The organism is Candidatus Chlorohelix allophototropha, from assembly GCF_030389965.1.
Taxonomy (GTDB): domain Bacteria; phylum Chloroflexota; class Chloroflexia; order Chloroheliales; family Chloroheliaceae; genus Chlorohelix; species Chlorohelix allophototropha.
The window spans coordinates 471,155-487,012 of record NZ_CP128399.1 but is presented as its reverse complement, the minus strand read 5'-3'; the positions used below and the strand labels follow the sequence as shown (position 1 = coordinate 487,012).

Annotated in this window: 13 protein-coding genes; 11 read left to right on the top strand and 2 right to left on the bottom strand. The window is 45.0% G+C overall.

Features of this window, described 5'->3' with window-relative positions:
• The first annotated feature begins 29 nt into the window (after positions 1 to 29).
• The 5 genes from OZ401_RS02210 (at position 30) to OZ401_RS02190 (ending at position 4,056) form a co-directional block, all read left to right on the top strand.
• Positions 30 to 401 carry an ArsR/SmtB family transcription factor gene (locus tag OZ401_RS02210; RefSeq protein ID WP_341469082.1) on the top strand — a complete coding sequence of 124 codons (372 nt, stop codon included), beginning with the start codon at positions 30 to 32 and terminating at the stop codon, positions 399 to 401.
• Between the two features lie 76 nt (positions 402 to 477).
• A complete protein-coding gene (locus OZ401_RS02205) occupies positions 478 to 852 on the top strand; it encodes an ArsR/SmtB family transcription factor (protein ID WP_341469081.1) in 375 nt (124 codons plus the stop codon).
• Between the two features lie 318 nt (positions 853 to 1,170).
• Positions 1,171 to 2,244: a hypothetical protein gene (locus OZ401_RS02200; RefSeq protein WP_341469080.1), complete on the top strand. Its 1,074-nt coding sequence runs from the start codon at positions 1,171 to 1,173 to the stop codon at positions 2,242 to 2,244.
• A gap of 84 nt (positions 2,245 to 2,328) precedes the next feature.
• Positions 2,329 to 3,051 (top strand): Type 1 glutamine amidotransferase-like domain-containing protein, encoded by a 723-nt coding sequence (locus tag OZ401_RS02195; protein ID WP_341469079.1) that lies wholly within the window; start codon positions 2,329 to 2,331, stop codon positions 3,049 to 3,051.
• Between the two features lie 135 nt (positions 3,052 to 3,186).
• Positions 3,187 to 4,056: an alpha/beta fold hydrolase gene (locus OZ401_RS02190; protein WP_341469078.1), complete on the top strand. Its 870-nt coding sequence runs from the start codon at positions 3,187 to 3,189 to the stop codon at positions 4,054 to 4,056.
• Between the two features lie 53 nt (positions 4,057 to 4,109).
• On the opposite strand, the gene OZ401_RS02185 is transcribed toward OZ401_RS02190, so the two are convergent.
• Positions 4,110 to 5,522: a hypothetical protein gene (locus OZ401_RS02185; RefSeq protein ID WP_341469077.1), complete on the bottom strand. Its 1,413-nt coding sequence runs from the start codon at positions 5,520 to 5,522 to the stop codon at positions 4,110 to 4,112.
• Between the two features lie 334 nt (positions 5,523 to 5,856).
• On the opposite strand from OZ401_RS02185, the gene OZ401_RS02180 reads away from it, so the two are divergent.
• The 5 genes from OZ401_RS02180 (at position 5,857) to OZ401_RS02160 (ending at position 12,310) form a co-directional block, all read left to right on the top strand.
• Positions 5,857 to 7,986 (top strand): ATP-binding protein, encoded by a 2,130-nt coding sequence (locus OZ401_RS02180; protein ID WP_341469076.1) that lies wholly within the window; start codon positions 5,857 to 5,859, stop codon positions 7,984 to 7,986.
• A gap of 265 nt (positions 7,987 to 8,251) precedes the next feature.
• Positions 8,252 to 10,216 carry a tyrosine--tRNA ligase gene (gene tyrS, locus OZ401_RS02175; RefSeq protein ID WP_341469075.1) on the top strand — a complete coding sequence of 655 codons (1,965 nt, stop codon included), beginning with the start codon at positions 8,252 to 8,254 and terminating at the stop codon, positions 10,214 to 10,216.
• Entirely contained in the window at positions 10,216 to 10,953 is a 738-nt protein-coding gene (locus OZ401_RS02170; RefSeq protein WP_341469074.1) for an alpha/beta hydrolase, read from the top strand. The genes tyrS and OZ401_RS02170 overlap by 1 nt, the downstream gene beginning before the upstream one ends.
• The gene (locus OZ401_RS02165; RefSeq protein WP_341469073.1) at positions 10,950 to 11,381 is read left to right on the top strand and encodes a ribonuclease HI family protein; all 432 of its coding nucleotides are present in this window, start codon (positions 10,950 to 10,952) and stop codon (positions 11,379 to 11,381) included. The genes OZ401_RS02170 and OZ401_RS02165 overlap by 4 nt, the downstream gene beginning before the upstream one ends.
• A 5-nt stretch (positions 11,382 to 11,386) precedes the next feature.
• Entirely contained in the window at positions 11,387 to 12,310 is a 924-nt protein-coding gene (locus OZ401_RS02160; protein WP_341469072.1) for a CobW family GTP-binding protein, read from the top strand.
• Positions 12,311 to 12,363: 53 nt separating this feature from the next.
• Here OZ401_RS02160 and OZ401_RS02155 read toward each other — a convergent pair whose 3' ends face one another.
• Positions 12,364 to 13,470: a Crp/Fnr family transcriptional regulator gene (locus OZ401_RS02155; protein WP_341469071.1), complete on the bottom strand. Its 1,107-nt coding sequence runs from the start codon at positions 13,468 to 13,470 to the stop codon at positions 12,364 to 12,366.
• Positions 13,471 to 13,740: 270 nt separating this feature from the next.
• Here OZ401_RS02155 and OZ401_RS02150 point away from each other — a divergent pair, with 270 nt between their 5' ends.
• Positions 13,741 to 15,780, top strand: a complete 2,040-nt coding sequence (locus OZ401_RS02150; RefSeq protein ID WP_341469070.1) for a CapA family protein — start codon at positions 13,741 to 13,743, stop codon at positions 15,778 to 15,780.
• The last annotated feature ends 78 nt before the right edge of the window (positions 15,781 to 15,858 follow it).

The window sequence follows — 15,858 nt, the reverse complement described above, 5'->3', positions numbered from 1 at the left end:
TATCAGTTAATTTCTAAAAGAGCATATATATGAATAAATCTGATTCAGACAATAACGAAGTTGAAATTGATAAAAGAATATATAAAATGAGGGCTGAAATCTGCCGAACACTCGCTAATCCGGTGAGAATTCAAATTCTTGATAACCTGAAAGACGGTGAGCGCACCGTGAACGAACTCGTTTCGATTACCGGGTTGCGACAAGCTAACGTTTCGCAACATCTGGCAATTATGCGCCAAGCCGGGTTGGTGGTAAATCGCCAACATGGGAAAATAATTTATTACTCCTTGAAAAATCCTTTTATTATGCAAGCGTGCGATATAATAAAACAATTTCTAGTTGAAAAATTGACCGAAAACCATAAAATCATTTCTTCTGTCAAAATTACTGACAAAACCTGAGAATCCCGCTACCAATTTACAGATTTTGGGCTTATGTCTATAATAGGCAAGAAATGAAGAAAAAAGAGGAAATAGCATGAAGCCTGAATCAGCTAGTGAGAATACAGGTACTGGCATAGACAAGAAAATTTATCGGATGCAGGCTGAGATTTGCCGCACATTGGCTGATCCTATTCGCCTTGAACTGCTAGACAATCTTAAAGAGGGAGAACGGACGGTAACGGAATTGGTGGAAGCTACCGGGTTGCGACAAGCTAACGTCTCCCAACATCTTGCGGTGATGCGGCAGGCTGAGTTGGTTACAACTCGCCGACAGGGTATCACCATCTATTATTCTCTGACCAATCCTGCAATAATTCAGGCTTGCACTATTACAAAACAAATTTTGCTGGAGCGGTTAGCAGAAGCCCACAAGTTCATTTCCACAGTGCAATTGTCACAGGAAAACTGAGATTAGATTCACTAGGTAAGGCATTGGTACAACTCCATGAGTAGCGGGGTAAGCTTGCTTTATACACTGAACCTGTGATAACTTGATACTTGAAGTATATAAGGATACGCCATAAGCTTTATAAAGATGGTTTTCTCTATTCAATTTAAGTTGTGAGCTATTACGGGTGTAATAGTAGAAGCTTTTTGCCACGATTTTACCACGACCTTTCTTTTTCCACAGCCTGTGTGTTTTAAAACTTAGTCCTATCTTTTGATACTTTGCCGCCTTTCATTGGGAAAGGTCGGAAAGATTATTTCAGCATGCAAAGGAAAGACTATGACTCAGGCTGAACAGGAACAAGTCAATTCGGAATATTATCATGTTATCTTTGCAGGATTAAAAGGAGGCGGAAGATATTTAACCGGATTACGAGAATATATCGGGAGCAAAGGGTTTGTAATTTCCTCACTAACTACTAGAGCCGGTCTTAAGAGCGGCGAAAAAAGGCTTTCCACCCATTATCATAACCTTGCCAAAGAATTAATCAGCCGTGCGAAAGGTCGAACAATAAGAGTATATGCCCACTCTCTAGGAAGCATTGAAGTGCTAGACCTGATGAAAGCCCTCTCAGAAAGTGCGGATATGCCTAACAAGGCGCTTGAGATTATCTTTATTTCTCCGCCCGGTATGGGCTTTAGAGGGTTTAGAGGAGTAGGTAAAGTAGGGTTAAGATTGGGCAAAGTAATAAAAAATATCGGTCTGTATGACCAATACCATCTTTACCCGCTGAGTACCAGCAACGACGAACAAGCTATCGAGCAACGCAAATATTTGCTAAAAGTGATGTTGCCTAATATCATCCCCGATAGCAGCGAACGCAATAAAATTACCAGCGAACTTGAAGCCATCGACACGGCGCTGGAAGGCAATCAATCCGGGCTAGCAAATTCAGAGGAAGTTGAAAAGCAATATCTAAAACGCAGACACATCCTGTTAAAGGGATTGCTGGAAAAAATATTCGCCGGGCAGCATATCACCGAAGAACAACACCGCGAATCTCTCCTCATACACCACGAGCTTAAAAATGACCTTGCTTCCCGTCTCTCTTACAGCTTTATTGCATTTGCCTTCGGATTTAAAACTTTAACCACTCTATACCGAGGAATTGACAGCAAGATAGTGGAAGCAGTCAAATATTGCCAGCAACAAATCATTGAGGTCAAAATAGGAATAGCTATTCTCGGTAAGGATGAACTGGTTAAAGAAAACGATTTTGAGAATTTTAATAGGCTCAGTTCTTGGAATAATATTCCTATTTTCAAGCATTTTTTCAGTGATGTAGAACATGGCTCGGTAGCGCACCGCTGGCCCGTTATTGATGCGCTAGAAGCCATAAAATTAGCAAATTGAAGGGGCAATCTGATTTGCTATACCTTGCCTTAAAGCGTTAAGCTATACATGCAATCTATCACTTATATAGAAATAAAGGGAGACATGATCAAGAAGTTTGGCGCTGTGGCGCTGGTAGGGTCTGGCGAGTTTCTGCAACCAATCGAAGAACTGGATCGGCTCTTGCTAGAGCGGTTGGGAGAACCGGGCAGAGTAGCAATATTGCCTACCGCTTCCGCGCCGGATGGCAATAGAGTCCCGAAGCGCTGGGCGGAAATGGGCGTGCGCCATTTCAAGAAACTCGGCGCAGAGGCACAAGCCGTAATGGTATTGAATCGGTCTGAGGCTGATTCGACGCAGATGGCAGCCCAAATCTCCGAATGTAATTTTGTGTATCTCTCCGGTGGAAAGCCGCAATATTTGCTGCAAACCCTCAAGGATACCGCCTGTTGGCAAGCCATTAAAGGGGTTTATGAGAATGGCGGGGTAGTAGTGGGTTGCTCGGCAGGCGCTATGGCGTTGGCAGGCTATTTACCCGGCTTCCCTCCCTTTTTCAGAAGCGAAAAAGCGCTTGGGCTAGTGCCGGGACTTGTAGTGATTCCTCATTTTGATGAAATACCGGGTTGGTTGAGTGGAATCAGCCGATTCTCCAGCCGCAATGGGACAATCGTTGGGGTTGAAGGCTCGACCGGACTGATTTGTTCAGGTGAAGAATGGCTTGTGTTGGGACGGAAAGGCGTTACGCTCTTTTCGAATAAAGGTAAGCGCCGCTTTGAATCGGGTGACCGCTTACCGCTATCCTCTCGTAATGCTACAATAGTCACCTAAGCTAGCTTGGGTAGTTAAGCTTGTTTGGTTTCTTCCTTTTTACCATACAGTTACAGTTTTTGTTTTCCCTTTCCTTTTAGTTGCCAGAATATATTGAAAATACGATTGACTATACACAGAGGCTCAGTGAAACTTATGAAAACTAACCCCACATGGCTCGATACCGACGAATACCCCTTTTCCCCCCACTATTACAAATGTGAGGTTGGAGATATACACTATGTAGATGAAGGCAAAGGCGATCCAATTGTGATGGTGCATGGTAACCCGATTTGGTCTTTTTCTTACCGACATCTTATTAAGCAACTATCAAAATCACACCGCTGCATTGCTATGGATCACATTGGTTTTGGTCTCTCCGACAAACCGGCAGATTGGTCATATCTTCCGATCGACCATGCCAAAAACTTTGAACAACTTATGGAACACCTCCAGCTTAAGGATATTACCCTAGTGGTGAATGATTGGGGTGGGCCAATTGGGCTATCGTATGCTATTGCTCATCCTGAAAGAGTCAAGCGCATCGTGCTTTTCAATACATGGCTTTGGCAAACCAATGATGATTGGTATTACCAACTTTTCAGCGGTTTCATGGGAGGTTTCATCGGCAGATTCTTGATTAAACAATTTAATTTTTTTGCGCGTACTTTTATTTGGGTAGTCTATGGAAACAAGGCGAAATTGACCCGAGAAATCCATCGCCACTATGTAGAACCTCTAAAAATCCCGGCGGAACGTAAAGGAACTTGGGTTTTCCCCAAGGAAATAATAGGCTCTGGCAAATGGCTCGGAGAGCTTTGGTCGCAAATTGATAAGATTGCGGACAAACCGACTCTCATCTTGTGGGGACTTCGTGATATTGCATTTCGTAAAAAAGAATTAGCGAGATGGAAGGGCGCGTTGCATAACTATACAGTCCACACTTTCGAAAATTCTGGACACTACCCGCAAGAAGAGGTGTATGAGGAAGTGGGACGTTTATTGACCATATTTTTGGAGAAATAAGTCATTTGATAATAGGTTAACCCACGAATGGAGACAGACAGTTTTCTGCTCATTTACCCCCCGGCAGTGGTAGTCGCCCTGACAAGAGGCGTGTTTGATGGGCTTGGCGAAATCTGGACAGTTCTTGTTGGTGTAATATAAGGAACGCTTGTCGGTGGTGGGCTCCCATTGCTTCCAGAGAGTACAGTTATTAGTAAAAAACCAGCCACAAGGAAAGTAGCAAACATAGCTGCAAGAGTGTTTACAATTACGGGCCTGCGCTTTTGTGCCGCACGGATAGGCATCGGTGGGCTACTGGGACGCGGAAAGGGATTTTGAGATAGGGAGGGCAGTTCTTTCCATTTGCCCTCTCTTTGAATTTCAAACTGAGGTGGAGTAGCGGGTGAAATATATCTAGCGGATTGTGGTTCCAGAATCTCCTTTTCTTCGTGGGCTTTTTTCAAAGGTTCTTCCGTGAGAGTGATAGAAGGAAGAACACCGATACTATTCGCTCCTTTTATTGTGAAGCTAGCTGTTTCCGCCGTAACAACGCACTCGGCTGTAAGGATTGTTTCAAAGAACATCGCTTCCTCAAGGCTGCTCACCTTCAAATTAATTTCAAGAGTTCCAAGCTTTAGCGGTTTGAGCGGAAAGATGCATGGTATAGAATCCTTTTGTAGAGTTAATGTTACTCGTTCCTCGCTCTTTTCAAGCTCAAAATCCTTACTGCTTACCCGCACCAATAATTCTACGGGTAACACTTGCCCGACTGTATCTTTGGGATACTCTATTTCTACTTTGCCCGGCGTTACCACTTGCTCCGGTTTGATGCCGAAAGCCTCTTGCTTTTCAATATTGGACAAGTATTCCCGTAAACCCAAGGAAGTTTCAGTACGCAACATCGCCAGCAAATGCACACGCTCGTTCACCTCTACTTCGGAAGGTAGGGCAGCATCCAAATGTCTGGTTTCTGTTACCGCTTCTGCAAGTAGGGGTGGCGGTTGTGTCGCTTTCTTGACTCGCGCCTCTTTGATTACTACCAACAAGTCAAGACCAACCTGGCACAAAACCCGCTCTCGCTTTGTTTTTCTGCCCAAATAATCCGGTAATAATTCGCCCTTCTTCTGATTGACTTCCTTCGGCAAGACGCTCAGTTTTTCAAGGGGTGTTTCCCACCACAGACAATCCTTGAGAATTACGGGAATTATACGCAAGGTACCACCATCCACCAAACCCTTGATCAGTTCAGTGTAAAAGAACTCATCATCCAGAAATTCCGGGCTAACGATAAAAACAAGTAGGTCAGCTTGGTGCGCCTTCTCTAAAAGCAGCTTTTTTACTTGCGCCATATCCGAGAATAATTGAAGCTCGGGCCAAACCGAAATATCGCCTTGCCGTATAAGGGGTGAAAAGAACTGGAGAAGCTCATCCCGAATGGGTTGGTCTTCGGGAGCGCAAATTACCACCGTCATTACCGTAGCTGTCATAGGATGAACTCTTCCGTTATATTCAGGCAGCGGCGTGCTTTTATTAGAGCTTGTTCAGGCATGCTTTCTTTTGCCATAAAATATCGGCGATATGATAACGGTGTTAATAATAGGAAGCAAAGCTATTATACCGTAAAAGAGGTTTAGGAAGGATACTTCAAAATAAAACAAACTAGAATTTGCAACGGATTTTCCCATCTGTGAATAATTTAATGGGTAATGTAATACTTAGGTTGTATTATTAAACAGGGATTAATTAATCCCGTTCAGAATTTCGGGTGTAATTTTTATCTCGCGCGTCTCAGCCCAGAGTTGCCAGCCGCAGGAGAACTACATGCTTGATTGGTTGCTGACCTGCCGGGCTTCAAATCCAGATGATGCTCGCCGGGGGCGTTTGCTAAACTGGTTTATCTTAATCTTACTGACCATAACGCTACTCAACATCGGGACAGTTATATTTAGCGGCACCTATCTGCTGGGAATAATAGTAGTGGTGATGGTTGCATTACTATTGTTCATCTATTTTCTTAACCGCAAGGGCAAAGTCCGGTTGGTAGCCCCTTCACTGGTAGCAACTTTATTTGTTGTTTTACATATCCTCTCCATCATGCCTACCGGTGAAATTGTATCGGCAGGAGCCGCCCCCTCTTTGCTAGCAGTTCCGGTAGCCTTAGCCGGGATAATGCTTTCCAAACGCACGGTGAGTCTGGTTATGGGGCTTGCAGTTGCCGATAGCCTGTGGCTATTACTGGTGGGTATCCCACAGCTCGAAATCTACCGCACCGAGCATTCGGAGGATATGCAAATACTCGTCTCCTTAACACTGACAGTGCTGGTCACAGTCGGGTTAGTGGCTTCTTTTTTCAGCCAGGAAATACAGCATTTTATCGTTAGTATCCAAGGACGCAACCGAGAGTTAGAATATGCTAACCTAGCCCTAGAAATGGAGAAAGAAAAGCTGGCTATCACCCTCGACTCCAGCGGTGAGGGCATCATCACCATCGGGCGCACCGGACACATCGAGCTTATTAATAATGTCGCCGAGAAACTCACCGGGTGGACACAGGTGGAAGCTAGAGGTATGCCACTAGCCGAAGTATTTTGTCTACTTGATCACAAAACCAGATTTCCCACCCAAGCCCCCTTCCAAAATCTCAAACCCGATAAACCAGTTATCACCAGCGCCGAGGATTTTACACTGTTAAGCCGCACCGATAAGGAATGTTATGTCAACTATACTATCTCGCTCATACCGGGACAACAACACAATAACTCCCTCGGTGCGGTTCTCATTTTCCATGACGTTACCGAAAGGCGCAAAATTGACGAGGAACGTCTCAAAGCTAACAATTTGGAATCCCTCGGCGTACTGGCGGGTGGTATTGCCCATGATTTTAACAATATTCTGACCGGTATCAATGGCAATATCGCTTTAGCAAGGAATGATTTAAATCCCTCTCAGGATGCCTATAATTCCCTCAAGGCAGCGGAAGCCGCTACTATGCGCGCCAGAGACCTAGCTAAGCAGTTACTCACCTTTGCCATAGGAGGCGCACCTGTCAAACAAACCGCGCGGCTCAACGAAATCATTCTAGAAACCGCCCATTTTGTGCTTCACGGCTCTAGGGTAGAAGGGAATTTTGATATTCCCTCTTCTCTCTGGGCAGTTGAGGTTGACCCGGGTCAGATCAGTCAGGTTATCCAGAACCTAGTGCTCAACGCTGCACAAGCTATGCCGGAAGGTGGCAAGGTGTCGGTGGAAGCAGCGAATGTTACGCTCACTGCCGGAAGCGTACCACTGCTGGAAGCCGGAGACTTTGTTAAGATTCGAGTGCAAGATCAGGGCTATGGGATAAAGCCGGATGTGATGGATAAAATCTTCAACCCTTACTTCAGCACTAAAGCCCATAACAGCGGGATGGGTTTAGCAGTGTGCTACTCCATTATTCGAAAACATGATGGGCAAATTCTGGTTGAAAGTGAGCCGGGTAAAGGCACTACTATGACACTTTACCTGCCTAAATCCAATCAAGAATTAAAAGAAAAAGCGATTGAGGTGCCGCCAAAGGATACCCAGAAGGATAAACATTTACGGGTACTGATTATGGATGATGAAGTCATGATCAGAGAGGTGGCTACCAAGGCACTGACTAGAAAAGGTTATCAGGTGAGCACGGTGGAGGATGGCAACTTAGCAATTGAGGAATATCAGAAAGCGTTGGAGGAAGGTCGCCCATACAAGGTGGTGATTATGGATCTGACAATACCGGGTGGGGTTGGTGGAAAAGAAGCAACCCAGAAGCTGCTAAAGTTAGACCCAAAGGCAAAAGTAGTGGTCTCCAGCGGCTACTCAACCGACCCGGTAATGGCACATTACGAGGAATACGGCTTTGCAGGAATATTGTACAAACCCTTCAACTTGTCCTCCCTTGAACAAATTATCCAAGTGGTGTCCCAAGATTAGCAAACAATAAGCAGGGCTTAAACCCACCTCTCAAACTGGTTTTGTGAAAACAATAAAATAAAATTGGGTTGACGTATTTGCCGATAACAGGATATACTTTTGTTCCGGAAGATTCAACGGTTTTTCTAGCAGTTATGAAACTTGAGCTAGAAAATGTTGTAGGTGAGAAAATATTCCGCCTAGTTTCCGCCCATTGAAAAGTATTTCCCAAGACCGTAGCTCTATAGGTTGCGGTCAATTTTATTTGCACAAGGATAAGCAAAGTATGCGATTCAGCGTTGCGGCACAGGTTTTTGAAAAGTTTCCTGATTATATTGTTGGTGGGGTAATCGCGGCAGGGCTTGATAATAACCGGGTGCAAGAATTATCTTACCGATTGCTTCTCGAAGCCATGCAGGAAGCACGCAGCCATTTTAACGATGATACGGCGAATCTTACCAGTCATCCTTATATTGCGCGGTGGCGAGAAGCTTTCCGATTAGCAGGCATAAAGCCCGGTGATTTCCAATCATCCTCAGAAGCGTTGTTGCGGCGAGTGGTGAAAGGACAGGATTTACCCTCGATTAATCCTGCTATCAATATCGCAAATGCGGTTTCGGTACGCTATGCTATTCCGATGGGTGGACATGATCTTGACCGTTTGGTGGGCGATTTAGCGGTAAGGCTTTCCCATAGTGATGATGTTTTTTCCCCGCCCGATGGCGATGAGGGACAGATTGAAAAATTACCCGCCGGGGAAATCGCATATATAGATGAGGCTGAAGTACGCACCCGCCGTTGGGTTTGGCGGCAAGGTCGTAAAGCCCGCGTGGATGAAAATAGCCAGAACATTTTCTTCCCGATAGATGGCTTTGAAAGTTTAAACGGTAATGAGGTGCGCCAAGCTGCGGAAGAGTTGGCAAAGCTGCTAACTGAACATCTAGGGGCACAGTGCCAAACTTTTGTGGTAAATCGGCAGCAACCATCTTACCTTTGGGAAATTCACACCGAGAGCAGGAGCGATAAAATGAGTAGTCCTACCATTATTACCGGACTTAAACGAGAGCGCGATAAAATAGATGAATTGCTGACTCGTGGCGTGGCGCAAATTGTAACGCGCGAGGAATTGGAAGCCAAGTTGCGCAGTGGTAAACAGTTGCGCGTTAAGTTAGGCATTGATCCAACGGGACCGCTTATCCATATTGGGCGTAGCGTAACGCTGCAAAAATTGCGCCAGTTTCAGGATTTAGGACACCAGATTGTGCTTATAATCGGGCAATTTACCGGGCAAATCGGGGATGCCAGTGATAAAACCAGCACCCGCCCCATGCTTACACCCGATCAAGTAGCAGAAAACACGCGCACTTATCGCCAGCAAATCAGCAAGATTCTGGATGAAAGCAAAGTAGAATGGCGCAATAATCTCGATTGGTTTGGCAATATGCCTTTTAAAGAGGGCATCATCCTCATGACCAATTTTACCGTTGCCCAAATGATTGAGCGTGATAACTTCCGCGAACGTTGGGATGCCGGAAAACCTATCAGCTTGCAAGAAATCGTCTATCCGGTATTACAGGGCTATGACTCGGTGATGATAAATTCTGATGTAGAAATAGGCGGCACCGACCAACTGTTCAACATGATGGCGGGGCGTCTCTTGCAAGAGCGTTATGGGCAAGCGCCTCAGAGCGTTATGTGTAATGCCATGATCAATGGAACTGATGGTCGCAAGATGAGTACCAGTCAGGGCAATGGGGTTTACATCAGTGAACCGCCCAAAGATATGTATGCAAAAATGCTGCGCACTATCGACGAGTTGATTCTGGAATATTTTGAGGTGCTAACCAAAGTGCCGCTAGATGACCTTGACGCTATGAAGCAACAACTCGATTCGGGCGAAAATCCCATGCTACTGAAGAAAAAGTTAGCATACACCTTGACAGAGCAATATCATGGCACTGAGGCAGCAACAGAAGCGCAACGGGATTTTGAGCAAGTGCATCAACGCCGCGAAATGCCTGAAGATATGCCAATTTTCACGCCTGAAACCGGAATTTCTGAAGTGGTATTGCAGGAGTTACTAGTAAAGAACGGATTGGCAACCAGCAATAAAGATGCACAGCGCACCGCAACCGAAGGCGGTATTCGCATAAATGGTGAGAAAGTAACCGATGCTAAAGCGCGAATCACACTTCAAGATGGCATGGTGATTCAGCGCGGTAATCGCCAGTTTTTGAAGATAAAGTTGTAATGGAGCAAATCGCAGTAACTTTCCCATCTGGTAGCGGTGCGGTAGAATTAGAGGGTGTCTGGCATCCCCCAACTCGCCGCGCCACTAATGCTGCCGTTATTGTATTGCACGGTAGCGCATACAATAAGGATAGTGAGCCATCTATAAGCCTGTGTACCGGAGCGGCGGAGCTGGGATTGACTGCCTTACGCTTTGATTTTCGTTATGTAAAGCAAGATAGCATTCAGAAATTTGATGAATTAACCGATGGGTTGGATGACCTGCTGGGAGCATATAACTTCTTGCAAGGCTTCGGTAAGGAAATCAAGCCAAAACGTTTATACCTAATCGGGAAATCTGTCGGCGGAGTAGTAGCCTTACATTTTACCCTCCAGCCCGAATATGCTGATAAAATCAGCGGGCTTGGCTGTCTTGGGTTGATACTACACAATACTGAACACACCGAATGGTACTGGCAAGACCGGATTAATAACCTGAAAAGCCCTTTTCTGGCGATACAAGGCGAGCATGACCCTTACTCCAGCCCAGATGAACTGGATGAATTTTGTCGGAATTTGCCTGTTCCCGCCCAATACGAGATTTTAAAGGGAACGGGTCACAGTTACGAACCTGTACCAGCCATATCTAATGAGGAAGAGCAACAAGCTGCATACCAGAACAATATGGCACAGGCGGTAAAGCTAACCTTGAATTGGCTGGAAAAGTTAGAGGAAGGGCGCAAGGATTTACGAAAATGAGCAATAACATAGCTGAAATAAATGAATATGATTACATTCTCACCTTCGATGGTGGGGCAGACCCTAACCCCGGTCGGGGCTATGGCAGTTATCACCTTAAAACCCGCAAAGGCAAAGAAAGACTAGAAAGCCGGATTCAATTTGGCGACAATATGACCAACAATCAGGCTGAATATACCGCCCTTATCAGTGGCTTAGCCGATCTGGTAGAAACTATTGAGCGCGCCGGCAAACAGCCTTCGACCTATAGTGTGCGAGTTTGGGGGGATAGCAACTTAGTTATTCAACAGCTAAAAGGGGCGTGGAAAGTCAAAGACCCCAAACTTGAACCGCTGCATCGCAGAGCTTTGGAACTATCAAAACGTTTCAAGGCAACCTCCCTCAATTGGCATGATCGTTCCAACAGCGTGCGCTTGCTCGGTCATTAGCTAAAATGAAGCGTTTACCGGTATATCTATTGACTGGATTTCTAGGTAGCGGCAAAACCACCCTGCTACAAAAGTTGCTGGGTTATTGTCGCGAACAAAGCTTGAAAGTCGGCTTATTGGTGAACGATTTCGGCGCGGTCAATGTTGATGCGCTTTTGGTAGGCGCAGCGCAGCGTGGGAATGAACAGATAACCATGATGCAACTCAGCGGCGGGTGTGCCTGCTGCACCGTTAGCCGCGAATTAGTGGTTGATATTCTAGAAATGACAATGGCGTATGAGCTTGACTTGATTATCATCGAGGCGAGCGGCGTAGCAGATGCGCTGGATTTGCTAGATCAGCTTACGATGCCCGGCTTATTGCGCAGAATTTATCCTGCCGCAGTGGTTTCGGTGGTGGACGGTTTGCGCTTTTACGACCTTGCCCAAACCATGCCGCTGGTACAAAGACAAGTTCAGTACGCCGATCTTTTAATATTCAACAAATGCGACCTCTTGGTAGGCGATATTTATGATAAAGCATTGGCAGAACTCCAGAAACTAAACCCCCACGCTACCATTCATCCTACCAGTTACGCCGAAATTGACCCCTCCCTAATTTTTGAGCGAATTACCAGCAACGTTGTTCCTCAAGAGCAAGCCAAGCATAATCACATGACTTTTCATGCTTGGGAACATGCTTTAACCAAACCGTTTGACCGTCTGAGTTTTGAAGCATTATTGTTACGAATGCCCTTGCAGATAATACGCGCCAAAGGATTTGTGAGATTTTTCGGTGAATCTGCTTTGTATCTGCTTCAGTATGTTGCCGGGCAGTATGCTTTCACATGCCTCGAAGATAGCAATGAAATTCAGCCCAAACTGGTATTCATCGGGCAAAACCTAAATCTTGAAGAATTAAAACGTAGCTTACAAGAGTGCGAGGCGTAAAAAAGGCGCATAGCTTTATGCGCCCTTGTTCAATATATGGCTGCTTATCTTAATTACGCTGCTAGTTTTTCCAAACCACAGCGATCTAAGATAGATATTGTATGGTTATCGATACTGATAAGCGACAGCTTCTGTAATTCCAAAAGCTTACGTGTTACCGTTACGCGGTTACTGCCAAGCATATCGGCGAGTTCTTGATGTGTCAGGTTCAAATTGATGGTAACATTTCCGGTTTCCTGCGCTACTCCAAACCCATCCGCAAGTTTTAACAACAACCTGCCGAGTCTCAAAGCTACGCTGCGTCCCAATATTCCTTCAATAAGGCTTTGAGATTGCGATAATTGGTTTGAAAAGCTTGAAATAACACATGATGCCAATAATGGCGAGGTTTCCATTAAGTTTTCGAGCGACTTTTCTTTAATAAATGCTACAACCGATTCCTGCATTGCTTCGGCATACACATCTCTAAAGTAAGTATTGGTGCCTTGGGTTCTGGCAAATACATCACCTTTGCCCAGAATAGAAAGGCTGATGGCACGCCCATCCTGCAAAATTTCATAAATCCGGACACTACCGCTTAACACAAAGAACAAACCCGGCTGGTAATCTCCCGGTTCTAGCACCAAGTGTCCTTTACGATGTTTTACTACTCTAAAAGAGGGAATTGATTTGATTAATTCCTCTACGGTCATGTTTTCCAGTCTGTGGCGCAAAGTACGCTCATATTCGGCAGCGCGTTCACGCTGAATTGCATGTTCCTCGTCGGTAAAGGATTCGAGTAACGTATTCTGCGCACGGCTACGCAGTGAGTTAAGTCTTTCAGTCAGAGGCAACAGCAGACTCGGCCTCCTCTCAAATATCGGAGTAGCGCTTAGAATTTCCCAAGACAAGTTAAAAAACTCGGATAAAGCCCGTAACAAAGCGGGTAGAGCAAGTCCCGCACGTGCCATAACTCTGCCTTCAAGATTGATTAAGCACAAAAATGCTTTATCATCTCCAGTTCTGAAGGCAATTAGTAGTTCTTTACATATCTCATTGTGACGGTCGGGGGTAGCTGAATCGTTGTGTGAATCACCCAAACTCTGCTTAAACGCTAAAACCCATTTTTGATAAACAAGAGGATGTGTCTGACAGATAGCCCTTAACAAGTCTTCAGGCATCGGTCACTTCCCTTCCTATTAAGCAATCCAACAAATATTGTCTCCTTATGGGGGGATTGAGACATTATTATGAACAACATCTAATTCACTCAGGTAGCATCTAATATAATAGTACTATAATAAACCTACTAGGTAAAACTAGTTGTAAAAACATGTAAAAGAATGGTCAAAATATAGTATAGATTATTTCGCTTTGGAAAAATCCATCACTATGATAAATTAAATAAATATTCAAATTTCATTATGCAAAAATGGAGGGTAGTTAGACAAATGCACAGGTCAGGATTGAAAGCTGGCTGTTTTTTTTCTCTGCTATTCTCTTTTTTATTGATGCTATTGCCGTGTTTTAACATTGCCCACGCTGAACAAGTTGTATTACCTTTCCAAACACCTTTATCTTCTATGAATAATTGCGGTAGTGGTGTCTCTACCGACACTCATTTTACTTTGGCAGCAACCGGTGATTTTTTTCCGCATCTAATTATCCAGCATGCCGGGGAATCTTTAGGCTATGATTATCTTTTCGATAAGGTACGACCTTTTCTCGCAAATACCGATCTAGGTTACACCAATTTTGATGGGGCGTTGCTAGAAGATGCGCCGCTTTCTGAATATCCCAACTTTAATTTCAGTCCTCAGCTTGCACCGGCATTAAAAAAAGCAGGAATTGGCGTAGTTAGCACCGCTAATAACCATATTTTGGACAAAGGCTTGCGCGGGTTAGATGCAACCCTAAAAGTGCTAGACAATAGCGGTATTCTGCAACATGGTACTGTCTCCGGTGAGGATGTAACAAAGCCGCGCCCACCTTACCTTCCGATCAATCTTTCCCGCAATGGTGTAAAAGTAAAAATCGGCTTCCTTTCTTTTACGTGGGGCACAAATGGGATACCAGACCCAAATAATCAGGTGAACTTGTTGTGGGAAACAAATGAATATGGTCGGCAAGGTAAAATTCGCCCGCAAGTCTTGGAAGCTATAGCCCAAGCCCGAAGTGAAACCGATTTTGTGGTAGTTGCCGCTCACTGGGGGCAGGAGTATAACTTTTATCCCGAAGAATACCAAATAGAAGGCGCAAAGCAAATGGCAGCGGCAGGTGCAGATGTTATTCTGGGCTCACAACCCCACACCCTCCAACCACTCGATATTATTGAAACAGGCAATCACAAAACACTGGTAATTTATTCACTGGCGAATTTTCTGGCAGCACAAAGCTGGAACCAGCAAGAAAAATTTACCAACACTTCGGTAATTCTATATGTAGGTTTCGCACGCCGAGAGGATGGTAAGGTGCAGCTAACCGGCTACCGTTATTTGCCGATTATGATGACTGACGGAGAAACGCGCACTGCGCCGTTTCCGGCAGAAAATGACCAACGTAGCGCTGCCCACGTGCGGGAATTGCTGCGTGACCCATCCGGTTTGCAACAATTCCCGGAGGCACCGCTCCCCAATCGGTTAGAAGTGTGCCCCACACTTTCTTTCCCCGAAGCTTCAGACAACACTATTAGAGGGGATTTTTACCGCTACTATACCACGCTGGGTAATAATTACACTCGTTCATTACAGGAGTCGGTAGCTATAATCGGTTTACCTTTGGGTAAGGTAAAGCGAGAGCTATCCGGGGATTGCAGCCAATATACCTATGTGCTTTATACCGAACGGCAACGCTTGGAACTACAGCCTGATACAGACTGGCCTTTCCGAATAGTTGGAACGCAACTTGGAACTGAGGTTTACAAAGAAAAATACAAGCTCACCGATGTTGAAAGATTACCGGAAAGTGAAATCGCTAGTGAGCTATTCCAGAATTTTTATCAAAAGTACGGAGGAGTGGTAGTATTTGGCTACCCCATCAGCGGAGAATTACGCGAAACCGACTCCGAAACGGGGTTTGTAAAAACGGTGCAATATTTTGAACGGTCGCGTTTTGAAACCGTTCTCGGCACAAGTGGCAACCCCAATCCTCTTTATAGCGTCCAACTCGGTTTGTTAGGCAAAGAGTATGCGGGAATAGAAGCACAGTGTACGAACCGTAGCACAGCTATAAACAAAGTAGTAGCCCAACCGCCAAAACCGGGTACAACTTCATCAGAGGTTAGAAAGATGGAAACTGCTTCCAAAAGTAGCAATTATAATGCGCTCTGGCAGGCGATAATCCTGACGATAATTCCGGGAGTGGTACTTTTATCGGCTAACCGAGTGTGGAACAAAATAAAAACAAAGCACAAACATGCGAAAAAACTGGCATTGCAAGCGAATAATTGGAAATACAATGAGGGGATTAAAAGTCGGGGCGAGAGGATTTGAACCTCCGACCACCTGAACCCCATTCAGGCTATATTTTCGTGCCGATTAAGGGGGTTACAGGAAAATGATAGCAATTAG